At 32.2% G+C, this 14,027-nt stretch carries 8 protein-coding genes and 1 riboswitch; all 8 genes read left to right on the plus strand.

Features of this window, described 5'->3' with window-relative positions; translation table 11 throughout:
- Positions 1 to 325: 325 nt before the first annotated feature.
- Complete coding sequence (locus tag GOQ27_RS00700) at positions 326 to 1,681, plus strand: GntP family permease (RefSeq protein ID WP_203364888.1); 1,356 nt, start codon at positions 326 to 328, stop codon at positions 1,679 to 1,681.
- A gap of 105 nt (positions 1,682 to 1,786) precedes the next feature.
- Positions 1,787 to 3,337, plus strand: a complete 1,551-nt coding sequence (locus GOQ27_RS00705) for an acyl CoA:acetate/3-ketoacid CoA transferase (protein ID WP_203364889.1) — start codon at positions 1,787 to 1,789, stop codon at positions 3,335 to 3,337.
- Between the two features lie 211 nt (positions 3,338 to 3,548).
- Positions 3,549 to 4,133: an SOS response-associated peptidase gene (locus tag GOQ27_RS00710; protein WP_203364890.1), complete on the plus strand. Its 585-nt coding sequence runs from the start codon at positions 3,549 to 3,551 to the stop codon at positions 4,131 to 4,133.
- A 20-nt stretch (positions 4,134 to 4,153) separates the two neighbouring features.
- Positions 4,154 to 6,778 carry a calcium-translocating P-type ATPase, SERCA-type gene (locus GOQ27_RS00715; RefSeq protein ID WP_203364891.1) on the plus strand — a complete coding sequence of 875 codons (2,625 nt, stop codon included), beginning with the start codon at positions 4,154 to 4,156 and terminating at the stop codon, positions 6,776 to 6,778.
- An 11-nt stretch (positions 6,779 to 6,789) separates the two neighbouring features.
- Positions 6,790 to 7,413: a redoxin domain-containing protein gene (locus GOQ27_RS00720; RefSeq protein ID WP_203364892.1), complete on the plus strand. Its 624-nt coding sequence runs from the start codon at positions 6,790 to 6,792 to the stop codon at positions 7,411 to 7,413.
- A 158-nt stretch (positions 7,414 to 7,571) separates the two neighbouring features.
- Positions 7,572 to 8,765, plus strand: coding sequence for a DUF5667 domain-containing protein (locus GOQ27_RS00725; protein ID WP_203364893.1), 1,194 nt, complete (start codon positions 7,572 to 7,574; stop codon positions 8,763 to 8,765).
- A gap of 310 nt (positions 8,766 to 9,075) precedes the next feature.
- Positions 9,076 to 9,157, plus strand: a riboswitch (cyclic di-GMP riboswitch).
- A 72-nt stretch (positions 9,158 to 9,229) separates the two neighbouring features.
- A complete protein-coding gene (locus GOQ27_RS00730) occupies positions 9,230 to 10,510 on the plus strand; it encodes a TolB family protein (RefSeq protein WP_203364894.1) in 1,281 nt (426 codons plus the stop codon).
- Positions 10,473 to 14,027 (plus strand): DUF6531 domain-containing protein (locus tag GOQ27_RS00735; RefSeq protein WP_203364895.1); only part of this gene is annotated, 3,555 nt, incomplete at its 3' end. The genes GOQ27_RS00730 and GOQ27_RS00735, both read left to right, overlap by 38 nt.

Raw genomic sequence — 14,027 nt, forward strand, 5'->3', positions numbered from 1 at the left:
CTGATTTTATTTAGGATTAAGTTAAGAAGTAAATATATAATCTTCAAAAATTTAAATTATATAAATAAATATCAGAGAAAAACGTCTAAAAATAGGGGATAAAAAAGGATGTTGAAATTGATTGTAATAAAAAAAAGAATTTTGGCATAAAAATTGCTACATATATATAATGCAACAAAAGATATTTTTATAATTATTTCAGATAGAGGAATAATATCTTTGAAGAAAAGGTTTTCTAGAAGCTGAAATAATTGAAAAAATATCTATGGAATTATAATATTCTAAGAGCGGAATGCTTAAATAAAACACAGAGGAGGATTTATTTATGTTAGGAGTTATATCAATTATTTTAACTTTAGTTGCCCTTATGTATTTTGCATATAAAGGTGTAACTGTATTAGTATTAGCGCCATTATTAGCCATGGCAGCTTCATTAGTAGCAGGAGAAATTCCAGCACTATATGCATTATCTAACATATTCATGCCAGCAGCGGCAGGATATATTCAAAGTTATTTCCCAGTATTCTTAGCGGGAGCTATATTCGGTAAATTAATGGGAGTTTCAGGAGCTGCAAACTCTATTGCTGAATTTATTTCAGATAAATTTGGTGAAAAGAGAGCTATTGCAGCGATAGTAGTAGCAACAGCCCTATTAACTTATGGTGGAGTTTCACTATTCGTTGTTGTTTTTGCAATGTATCCAATTGGAGCTACATTACTAAGAAGAGCAGATATACCTAAAAAATTATTACCAGCAGCAATTGCATTAGGTGCTTTCACATTTACGATGACAGCATTACCAGGATCACCTCAATATCTTAATACAATGCCTACAATTTATTTTGGAACAGATACATTTGCTGGTCCAGTATTAGGACTTATAGCAGCATCTATCATGTTCTTTGGTGGAGTATATTACCTTAATAATAGATCTGATAAGTTCAAATCTGAAGGGGAAGGCTATGGAGATCATCCTGAAGAGAATCTACATGAATTAGGTGGAAAAATTCCTAGCTTTGGTTTAGCTATTGCACCAATATTAATAGTATTTATAATTAACTTTGGATTAACAAACTGGTACTTTAAACAGGAATCAGTTATTGCTAAATATGAATCCGTAGGTGGAGGAATAAATGGAACTTGGCCAGTAGTACTTGGTTTGGGTGTTGCAGTTGTATTTATATTAATTACTATGGGTAAATATATAACAAATAAAAATAAAGTTATATTTGATGGAGCAGTTGGAGGTTTACTTCCAATATTCAACACTGCATCTGAGGTTGGATATGGTGGAGTTATTAAGTCATTAGCTGCCTTTACAACAGTTAAAATGGCTATAGTTGCTATGGCAATTCCATCAGTATTTAAAGTTGCAATCTCAACTACATTATTAGCTGGTATAGTTGGATCATCCTCTGGTGGTACAGCTATCGCATTAGAAGTATTATCAGAAGAATTCTTAAGCATGGGAATTCATCCAGAAGCACTACACAGAATTATGCTTGTAGCTGCCGGTGGTCTTGATTCATTACCACACTGTGGTGCAGTTATAACATTACTTGCAGTTACTCAGATGGACCATAAGAGAAGTTACAAACATATTGCTATGGTAACAATGGGTATTCCATTAATATCTGTAATAGTAATTTCAGTATTCTACCTATTAACTGGAATAGTTTAAGAGATTCAAATCTATCTGTAGAAAGTCTCCTGTAATCCTATAGGGGACTTTTACAGATAATAAATATATATTATGTAACCTAGATAGAGAATAGGAGGAGAAATCATGAATAAAATAATGACAGCTAAAGAAGCGGTTCAATTAATAAAGGATGGAGATACAATAGCTACTGGAGGATTTGTTGGAAACATGCATCCAGAAGCTATAACTCATGCTATTGAAGAATACTTTGTAAGCGAAGGAAAACCAAAGGATTTAACACTAGTATACGCAGCAGGCCAAGGAGATGGAAAAAACAAAGGACTTAACCATCTTGGTCATGAAGGACTATTAAAGAAAGTTATTGGTGGTCATTGGGGATTAGCTCCAAAAATAGGTAAACTAGCTTTAGAAAATAAGATAGAAGGATATAACCTACCTCAAGGTGCTATATCTCAATTATTTAGAGCTATAGCTGGTGGAAAGCCTGGAATCCTTACAAAAGTTGGTTTAAAAACTTTTGCTGATCCAAGAATTGAAGGTGGAAAGATTAATGATATTACTAAAGAAGATGTTGTTGAAATAGTAAACATTAGAGATGAAGAGTGGATGTTCTATCATTCAATGCCAGTAGACATAGCTGTTATAAGGGGAACTTATGCAGACGAAAATGGTAACTGTACCTTCGAAAGAGAAGCTTTAAATCTAGAAATGCTAGCTATGGCTCAAGCAGCAAAGAACTCTGGTGGAAAGGTTATTCTTCAAGTTGAAGCTATAGTTGAAAATGGCTCATTAGATTATAGTCAAGTAAAGATTCCTGGAATCTATGTAGATGCTATAGTAGAAGCAAAAGAAGAAGAGCATATGCAAACTTTCGGTGAGCAATATAACCCATCTTACTCTCAAGAAATAAGAGTATCTCTAGGAAGCATCAAACCTATGAAATTAGATGTTAGAAAAGTAATAGCAAGAAGATCTGCTATGGAATTAGTACCAAATGCTATAACAAACTTAGGTATAGGTATGCCTGAAGGAGTATCTATGGTAGCTAATGAAGAAGGAATAGATGGATTAATCCTTACTACAGAAGCAGGAACTATAGGTGGAGTACCAGCAGGAGGACTTAGCTTCGGTGCTGCTATTAATCCAGATGCAATAATTGATCAACCATACCAATTCGATTTCTATGATGGTGGGGGATTAGACATTACATTCTTAGGTCTTGCACAATGTGATAAGGATGGAAACATAAATGTAAGTAAATTTGGACCGAAAATTCCTGGTTGTGGTGGATTCGTAAACATATCTCAAAATGCTCAAAAGGTTGTTTACTGTGGAACATTTACTGCCGGTGGATTAGAAGTAGAAATAAATGATGGTAAGCTTAACATAGTAAAAGAAGGTAGAGCTAAGAAGTTTGTAGATACAGTAGAGCAAATTACATTCTCAGGTAAATATGCTCAAGAAACTAATCAACCAGTTATTTATATAACTGAAAGAGCGGTATTTGAGCTTACCGAAAAAGGATTTACTTTAACTGAAATAGCTCCAGGAGTAGATTTAGAAAAAGATATCTTTGGACAAATGGGCTTTAAACCAGTAGTTGCAGATGATTTAAAAGTGATGGATGTAAGAATATTCACAGATGCAAAAATGGGACTTGAACTAACTAAATAAATAACAAACCCTTATTCCATATTATATATAGACACTCTTATAGCAAAAGCTATAGGGGTGTTTTTTTATAATTAAAATTAAAAGTCGAATATTACCTGGGAAATATAAAGATAAATGTAGAAATATAGATTGGTATACTAAATATATCTGAGTATAGAATAATAATAAGGGTAAAAAGGATTAAATAAAGTACTATTACTGAGGTGATAATATGTGTGGTAGATATTATTTGAATATAGGATTAAAGGATATATATGAAAGATACAATATTAGATATAAGGAAGAAAATAAATATGAGTTTAATGAAATTTATCCTTCTAATAAATCACCAGTTGTATTAAAGGATGGAGAGAAGAAATTAAAGATTATAAACTGGGGATTTAAACCTTCATATAGTAAAAGTCTTCTTATTAATGCCCGAAGTGAAACTATAGATAAGAAACCAACCTTTAAGGATTCTTTTTATAATAAAAGATGCATTATACCAGTTAGTGGTTTTTTTGAATGGGAAAAGGATGGAAAGGATAAAATAAAACGAAGAATACATATTAAAGATAGAAAGATATTTTCTTTAGCAGGAATATATGACAATTTTAAAGATGAGAATGGGGATGATTATACAGCTTTTACTATACTTACTACTGTACCAAACAAGGATATGATAAAAATACATAATAGGATGCCTGTGATAATACCAGAAGAAAAGGAAGATATATGGCTAGATAATAATATAGAGAATTATGGAAGATTAAAAACTATGTTTAAGCCCTATCCAGGGAGATTAGAGATAGAATAACTTTTTAGGAGGGAATAGTATTGAGTGAAGAGTTATGGTATAAAAAAAGTTCTGATGAAGTAATGGATATTCTAAAAGTTGATCCACAAAAGGGGCTTTCAACAGAAGAAGTAAAGAATAGAAAAGAAAAGTACGGATTAAATGAATTAGAAGGTAAGAAGAGAACAACATTACTTCAAAGATTTATAAACCAATTTAAAAATTTTATGGTGATTATACTTTTAATAGCAGCCATAGTATCAGCATCATTAGGAGAATTTAAAGATACTATCATAATAGCAGCAATAGTACTATTAAATGCAATACTAGGGGTGGTACAAGAAAATAAAGCAGAAGAATCATTAAAGGCTCTTAAAAATATGTCAAAACCTACAGCTAAGGTGATAAGAAATGGAAGTATAATGGAGGTTAAATCCTCAGATATATTTCCTGGAGATATACTTATATTAGAAGCGGGGGATTACATAGCAGCAGATGGGATACTTCTTGAAAGTGCCAGTCTAAAAGTGGAAGAATCCTCCCTTACAGGAGAATCAGTTCCAGTAAATAAAGACTTGTCTATCTCTGAGGGAGAAGATGTACCTATAGGAGATAGGAAGAACATGGTATACTCTACAAGCTTAGTAACTAATGGTAGAGGTAAAGTCGTTGTAACAGAGACTGGAATGAGTACAGAAATAGGTAAGATAGCTAAAATGATAGAATCTCAAGAAGATTTAGAAACTCCTTTACAACAAAAACTAGGAGAACTAGGTAAATGGCTAGGAATTATAGCTTTAGGAGTCTGTGGAGTTATTTTCTTAATTGGATATTTCCAAGGTCGAGGGCTGTTAGATATGTTCATGCTAGCAGTATCATTAGCAGTAGCTGCTATTCCGGAAGGATTACCTGCTATAGTTACTATTGTATTATCTCTAGGAGTACAAAGAATGATTAAAAAGAATGCAATCATTAGAAAACTCCCAGCAGTAGAGACTTTAGGTACAGCATCAGTAATATGCTCGGATAAAACCGGTACATTAACCCAAAATAAAATGACTGTAACAAAGCTCTATACCTATGATAATTTAATAGAGGCTGAAGATGTAAATATTGATGATAAAGATGAGAAAATGGCAGTAATAACGGGTCTTATGTGTAATGATGCATCAATAGAAGAAACTGAAGGGGAAAAGAAAACCATTGGAGATCCTACGGAAATAGCACTAATAGTCTTAGGGTACGAAAAAGGCATATATAGAAAAGAGCTTGAAAGTGAAATGAAAAGAGTAGAGGAAGTGCCTTTTGATTCAGATAGAAAAATGATGTCAACAATTCATCAAGATAAGGATGGATATAGAATATATACAAAGGGAGCTATAGATGTCATATTAGAAAGATGTAAAGGCATCATGATAGATGGGAAAGTAGAAGAGATTACAGAAGAACAGAAGAAAAAAATAATAGATGTAAACAAATCAATGGCGGCTAAGGCTCTCAGGGTACTGGGATTAGCCTATAGAGAAATATCAGAAATACCTGGGGAAGTTAGTAGTGAAACGGTAGAAAATGATTTAATCTTTGTAGGAATGAGTGGTATGATTGATCCCCCTAGAGAAGAAGTTAAAGTTTCTGTAGCAGAATGTAAAAAAGCAGGGATAAAACCTGTAATGATTACAGGAGACTATAAGATAACTGCTATCGCAATAGCAAAAGAATTAGGTATATTAGAAAAAGAAGATGAAGCATTGGAAGGAAAAGAAATAGAAAAAATGACCGATGAAGAATTAGCATCAAATGTAGATAAATATTCGGTATATGCAAGGGTATCTCCTGAGCATAAGGTCAAGATTGTAAAAGCATGGCAAAGTCACGACAAAGTAGTAGCCATGACAGGAGATGGTGTAAATGATGCCCCAGCTCTGAAGAGAGCAAATATAGGTTGTGCCATGGGGATAACTGGAACAGATGTATCTAAAGAGGCAGCAGATATGATATTAACAGACGATAACTTCTCCACAATTGTTGCAGCAGTAGAAGAAGGCAGAAGTATATTTGATAATATTAAGAAATCTATCCACTACTTATTATCTTGTAATGTAGGAGAGGTAGTAGCCTTGTTTGTAGCATTAGTGATAGGTTTGCCTACTCCATTATTACCAATCCATATATTATGGATTAATCTTGTAACAGATAGTTTTCCTGCATTAGCACTAGGGGTAGATCCTGCAGAGCAAGATATAATGGAGAGAAAGCCAAGGGCTTCTGGAGAAAGCATATTTGCCCATGGACTAGGGATAAGTATTGTTATAAAAGGTTTAATAATAGGAATAGTAACCATATTTGCCTTTAATATAGGTAGAGGTGTAAATATTGAGACTGGAAGAACTATGGCCCTAATAACATTGGCAGTATCTCAATTTGCTAACAGTCTTACTATAAGATCCCTAGATAAAAGTATATTTAAAATAGGATTATTCTCAAATAAATATTTATTAGGAGCAATAGCTCTATCAGCCACATTATTACTAAGTGTAGTATTAATACCACCATTAAGAGAGATATTTGAACTAACTACCTTAGATGGAACACATTGGATATATGTAGTTTTACTTTCATTAGTTCCAATGACTATAGCTGAAATTACTAAGAAAATTAGAAATTAGGTGGTGATTTCATGAATATTACTAAGGATTTATTAGAAACAACCCATGAAAATATAAGAGAAGTTATAAGACTTACAGCTGATAAGATAGATTCTGAAAGTATAATAGATAATGTACCTAAAAAAGGAGATCAAATGCCTTCATTTCAGTTAAAAAACACTGAGGGAAATATAATTAGCTCTAAAGAATTATTAGAAGAAGGACCGTTAATTCTAATATTTTCTCCTGGTAATTTAACATTAAATAGTAATTTAGAATTACAATCCTATCAAGAATCATTACCTGAGATACATAAACTGGGAGCGAATCTAGTCATAATATCTCAAGATTCAAGAGAAAATATAGAAAAAGTTATAGAGGATAATTTATTAGAATATGAGATACTAATAGATGAAAATAATGAAATGGCTAGAAAAATTGGATTAGTTACCCATTTAGATAAGAAATTAAGTGATGTTTATAAAAAATTGGGTATAAGATTATTAAGGGATAAGGATAATCTTTTAGAATTACCTATCCCAGCAACATTTGTTGTGGATACTGATAGTTCTATTATATTGTCCTATATAGATATGGACTATACTAATAGACTATCTCCAGAAGAAGCCCTAGATGGGTTAAGAAACAGAAGATAAACTAACAAAAAACTAAAGAAGATTCATTAAGAAAAAATATGTCATCCTAAAAGGGTGGCATATTTTTTTGATTTTTTTAAAATACCCCCAAAAAAAAACTCGTTTGTATGTATTGTATAGTAAAGCCAAAGAAATTACATTTTAGGAGGAGATAGAAAATGAAAAAGATAAAAATATTAGTAAGTTCAGTAGCATTATCAATGATATTTAGTGCTGGAGCTTTTGCAGCACCAGAAGAAAACACTACTGTACCTACAGAGGAAGAAGATATAATAGAAGTTGTAGATGAAGAAGTAACAGAAGAAGATATTGAAGAAGCAGATGAAACTTCTCTATCAGATAAATTTTTATATAACTTTGAAAGATTAGTTGATAATTTAAAAGTAGCTTTAACTTTTGATGAAGAGAAAAAATTAGAACTACTAAAAGAAATTGCTGAAAAAAGACTTCTTGATAGTGAAATGTTGTTAGAAGAAGGAAAATTCAATTTATCAGAATCGGCATTAGCTGAATTTGAAGCAAAAATAGATGAGTTAAATGGACTTATATCAGGTATAGAAGATGAAGAAGTGACAGAAGAAGAAATAGTTGATGAAGATGTTACTGAAGAAACAACAGAAGAAGATGTAGAAGAAAATGATGAAGACGTACAAGAGAATGATGAAGATGTTCAAGAAAATGATGATGAAGAAATAGACACTGTATCTGTAAAAGAAGCAGTACATAATATGGTAGCAAAAAGACATTCATTAAATGATGCTAGAAAATCATATGTACATGCAAGAGTAAATCTTAAGAAAATGCAAAAACATGGTTCAGAAGAGACAATAGCTTTAGCAGAAGCTTTATTAGAAGAAGCTAAGTTAGCTTATGATACAGCAAGAGAAGAGCTTAATACAGCATTTGCAGAAATGAAAGTTGTAGTAGCTTCTAAGGAAGCAAGTGAAGATATGGACGAAGAAATAGAAGATGAGGATATGGAAGAAGATATTGATGAAGATATAGACGAAGAAGTAGAAGATGAAGATATGAATGAAGAAATTGATGAAGATATGAATGAAGAAGAAAGAACTGAAGAAGAGAAATTAGCAGCAGAGAAAGCAAGAGAAGAAGCAAAAGAGAAAAAAGAAGAAGCTAAAAAGAAAGCTGAAGAATTAAGAGAAGAAGCTAAGAAACAAAGAGAAGAAGAGAAAAAAGCTGCAGAAAAAGCAAGAGAAGATGCTAAAAAACAAAAAGAAGAAATAAAAGAAAAAGCAGAAAAAGCAAGAGAAGAAGCTAAAGAGAAAGCTGAAGAATTAAGAGAAGATGCTAAGAAAAAAGCAGAGAATAATAAGAATAAAAATAATAACTAATTAATTTTAATATACAGTCACACACCATTATTTAATGATTGCCAGAAATGGCAATCATTTTTTTTATTATAAGTATGTATTGATAATATTATTAATACATACTTATTACCTAAAATAATAAGAGTAAATAATCCTATACCCGCTCTTTAATACTAGGTCTGTAGTACTATATATCTTCGTAATATAATAGTTTTCTAGAACTATTATATTACGAATGGAACATTTTACCTCTGTATTCGACAAATTAAGACAAAATATCCCAGTTTAATTTGCTAAAATATATCAAGTATTAGAAAAATCAAAAAATTTACATTGAAAAAGGCAAACTTATTGAAAGATAAGGACGCAAAGCCAAGGGCCTAAAGCTAATGCTATGGTAGCCGGTTGCCGAAAGTATGGGGAAACCTATGCCTTTAATCGGCATAGGTTTTTTATTGTCTAATTTAAAAGAGGGAGGGTACAAGGTGAAGAAAAATCAAAAAATTTCGTCTATTATTGCAATAATAGTATTTTTACTTTCTAGTCATTCCTTTGTAGTTGCAGATAATGCAGCGGGAATGAACAATTTAAAAATAGACGGAAAAAATGCAGTGTGGATGTCTAATAAAGGGAGTAACTGGGAGATATATCATATGAATATGGACTCAGAAGACACCAAAAATATCACTAATAATAAATATAATCAAATGAATCCTAGCATATCAGGAAATTACATAGTATGGCAGGATAATAGGGAACATGCATCAAATGGTACAGGATATTTTGATATATATTTATACAATATTAAAAATGGACAAACTCAAAAAATAACTGACTCTAAAGGAGATTATAGAGAGCCAGTTATATCTGGGGATAAAATTTCTTGGATAAATAATACCGATGGTAGAAGGCAGGTGATGATATATGACCTCTCTAAAAAAGCTACTAAAAGTATTACAACTACTGATACTCAAGTCTTTGGCTTAGAGATCAATGGGAAAACCCTTGCTTGGATGGATAGTAGAGATGGAGATTTTGATATATATACCTATGATATCTCTACTGGAAAAGAAAAGCAGGTAACCTATGGATTAGGGGATGAATTAGATCCAATACTAAGTAAGGATAGAATAGTATGGATGGTGGAGTACAACGGATATAGTCAGATATATATGTATGATACCAAGGAGGACAGCGAGACAAGGCTGACCTCAGGAAAACAAAATCATAGACCTTTAGCCTTTACAGGGGATAAATTACTTTTAGAAGAAGATGGTCACTTAGTATTAAATGATTCTAACAGTATAGTAGATACAAAACTTGAGAACTTTGGAGATGTTATGCCCAAATATGCCTTTTTACAAGGAGATACATTAATCTGGTCAAATGGTATGGGGATAATGAGTGGAAGCATTAATGACTATACAATTACGAAGGTTATGAAAGACAATAGCCCTCAGGAAGAACAAGACATAGAAGAAGTAGAAGAGATAGAAGAAGCCGATGAGACGGAAGTCGATATAGACTCTCAAGAGCAGCCTTCAGTAACTGATGATTTATCAGTGGAGGAAGAAGTAGAGGAAGTAGAGGAATTATCGGTAGAGACAGAAAAGAAACAAGAAGAAAGCACCATTGAAAAAGAAAAACCTAAAAAAGAAGATACAAAAAGTATTTGGAAGTCACCATTTATATATATTCTCATTGGAATAGTGATAATAGGGGGAGTATTTGGAATTAGATATTACCGAAAAAGGGGAGATAAATAGAATGATAAAGAGATGGCATAGGTATCTATCTTTAATAATTATATTTACCATGATATTTGTAAGCGTATTACCTATAAATGCCTTTGCAGAGGGGAATACATCTAGGACTACATTTCAAAAGGTAACACCTTCAATATTTAGTCCTAAAAATGGAGAAAAGACCACTATAAGCTGGAACTTTCACGATACCCATAAAGCAAATATAACAGTAAAAAATGGATTGAACACAGTAAGGACTATAGCTAAAGATAAAGAATTTCAAGGAGACTATAAAACCAATAAAATAGAGTGGGATGGAAAAGACGATAAAGGAAATATCCTACCTAAGGGAATATATACAATACATATAGATGCAGCAGATGGAAACCCTTGGCAGGGAACCTTTGGAAAAGTCAAGGTAACCATAATAGATAAATTAGAAGAAGATATAGCAATAGCTCCCAATGTAAATGGAGATAATTTCACAGTATATGGTTCTGCTGATGAAAATACAGAGAAAGTAAAGGTATATGCTGATGGAGCTTTCATGGGGGAAGCAAATATATCAGTAGATATGTGGAAGATAGATATACCCTTACAGGAGTATAAAAACATAGAACTATCAGCAGTAAAGATAAATAAAAATAAAGAACAGAAAAAGCTAGGACCTATCAAGGTATTAAAGCATACAGTAAGGGCCTATGATAATTTTACTTTATTGTCCTCATATTATTATGACAATGATAGTAAATACACAGAGATAATAAAGGATAATAATCTTCAAGAACCTTATGATCTCGCCATAGGAAGTGCCTTATTAATAATTAACCCTGTAAGAGGGGGAAAACCTCCCACATCAGAATTTGTTGATCCAGAGAAGATGGAAGAAAAATGTGGTGTAGTAGATTTATTAAAAGGCACAACAGAATTTACAGAAGACCCAGTGAACCTAGCCACAGGAAACTTTACATATAATAATACAGATATAAGCCTAGGAGGAACCTATCCTATATCATTCACTAGATTCTATAACTCTAGAGATGTATATGAGGGAGACCTAGGAACAAATTGGCATCATAATTGGAAATATAGACTATTTGATATGGGGGATGGAAACATAGGAGTAATCTACTATGATGGTCATAGAGAAACCTATACATTAAATAGTGATGGTACATACCAAGCTCCTGTGGGAGTATACAATGAATTTGAAAAGCATAGTGATGATACATACACATTAACAATGCCCTCTAAGGTAGAGTATCATTTTAATGAAAGTGGATTCTTAGATAAAATAACAGATACCAATGGAAATGAAACAGATATGATATATGAAGATGAACTACTTAGAGAGATAAGTAATGAATATGGACATCTTATATTACAATACAATGATGATGGGAAAGTAATTCAAATATCAGACCAAACAGGGAGAAAAGTAGAATATTTTTATGAAAATGGAGACTTAACCCTATATAAGAATGTTGAAGGGGATGAAGTAGAGTATGAGTATGACTCCAATCATAGAATGACAAAAATAGTCACCCCTAAAAAGGATGGCACGGTAGTAAATAAATATGATGATAAAGGAAGAGTAATAGAGCAGAAGCTAGTAGATAACAGTAAAATGTACTTTTCCTATGATGATACCAATAGAATAACCACCTTTACAGAGAGAAATGGAAGTATAATAAAATACAAATATGATGAAGACTATAAAATTCTTCAGACAATATATGAAAATGGAACAGAAAAGAATACATATTATCCAAATGGACATAGGAAGACCTATACAGACAAAAAAGGAAATACCTATCATTATACCTATGATGAAGATGGAAATGTAAAAACAGTAAAGGATCCTCTAGGATATGTCACTACTTATCAATATAACAGATTTGGAGAAGTGACATCAGTTAAATATAGTGATGGGTCAGGCATAACATTTAATTATGACAATACGGGGAATATACAATCTATGATGGACGAGGTAGGTAGATTAACCCAGTATACAGACTATGAGAATGGATTGCCCGGGAAAGTAATAAACCCAAATGGTAGTGAAACCAATATGATCTATGATAGTAAAGGTAATGTAGAAAAAATCATAGATGTATTAGGAAATGAAACTAAATTTGAATACGATAATTTAAATAGAGTAATAAAGATAATAGACCCCAAGGGAAATACATCAGAATTTGAATACACTAAATCAGGAAAAGTAGAAAAATTAACTGATGCAAAAAATAATACAATAGAATATCAATATGATAAAAATGGTAAGCTATGGAAAGTTACAGATCAAGATGGAAAAGTAACAGAATATCAGTATAACGTGGGTGGAAAACTCATAAAGACCATAGAGCCAAATAATAGAATAACCCAATTTGAATATGACAGCATGGGGAATATCACTAAGGTAATAGATCCCAATGGAGGGGAAACAAAATATCAGTATGACAAATACAGCAGATTAACTAAAGTAATAGACCCTGAGGGATATACATTTAAATATAACTATGATAAAAATGGAAATCTAATCAAAGAAGAAGATGCCTTAGGAAATGTATCAGAGTATAAATATGATGCATTAAATAGATTACAAGAGATAAAGGATCCTAAATCCCATACTGAAAAATATCAGTACGACTCCATGGGGAGAATAACCAAGATAACAGATGCCCTAGGAAATACCATTGAGTATCAATACTATGCCGATGGTAGAGTAAAATCAGTAAAGGATCAGATGGGGAATATAACAGAATTTACATATAACCTTCTAGGACTTATAGAGACGGTAACAGACCCAGAAGGAGGAATAAGCAGCTATGATTATGATGAATTAGGTAGAGTAAGATTTTTAAAGAATGCTGAAGGTGAAATCACACAGTATGAGTATGATAAAAATGGAAATGTAATAAAGGTAACAGATGCAAAAGGAAGTGTAGCTCACTATACCTATGATAAATTAAATAGAGTAGAAACAATAAAAAATGCTCTAGGGGGAATACAGAGATTTACCTATACTAAAAAGGGACAACTGGCAACAGTAAAGGATGAAAAGGGAAATCTCACAGAGTATAGATATGATGCTCTAGGTAATCTAGTAAAAGTAATAGATGCAAAGAAGAACGTAACAGACTATGTATATGATAAAGTAGGAAACTTAAAGGAAGTTCATAAAAATAGGAAGTTTGAACAAACAAAAATAACAGGATTTACATTGTCCACCGAAGCACTAGAGAAGAATATTAAAAAAGAAGATATAATATCTCCAGTAAATAGAGACCAAGTCACCAAATACACCTATGATAAAAGGGGATTACTTACAAAGGTAAAGGATGATAGTGGGAAAGTAACAGTATATGAATATGATGGCAATGGTAACCTCATCTCAGAAAAAGACAGGGATGGATATAAGACAAGCTATCAATATGACCCTACAAATTTATTAAAGAAAATAGACTATAATGGGGAAAAGGAAGTATCCTTTAAATATAACCCTATGGGATATCTAACAGAGATGACAGACTGGCTA

The sequence above is a fragment of the Anaeromonas frigoriresistens genome (genome assembly GCF_016820655.1).
GTDB classification, from domain to species: Bacteria; Bacillota; Clostridia; order Tissierellales; family SIT17; genus Anaeromonas; species Anaeromonas frigoriresistens.

What these genes read in the sequence shown, in the direction of transcription:
- GOQ27_RS00700 (WP_203364888.1), top strand. Translation starts at nt 326, where the DNA reads ATGTTAGGAGTTATATCAATTATTTTAACTTTAGTTGCCCTTATGTAT.
- GOQ27_RS00705 (WP_203364889.1), top strand. Translation starts at nt 1,787, where the DNA reads ATGAATAAAATAATGACAGCTAAAGAAGCGGTTCAATTAATAAAGGAT.
- GOQ27_RS00710 (WP_203364890.1), top strand. Translation starts at nt 3,549, where the DNA reads ATGTGTGGTAGATATTATTTGAATATAGGATTAAAGGATATATATGAA.
- GOQ27_RS00720 (WP_203364892.1), top strand. Translation starts at nt 6,790, where the DNA reads ATGAATATTACTAAGGATTTATTAGAAACAACCCATGAAAATATAAGA.
- GOQ27_RS00725 (WP_203364893.1), top strand. Translation starts at nt 7,572, where the DNA reads ATGAAAAAGATAAAAATATTAGTAAGTTCAGTAGCATTATCAATGATA.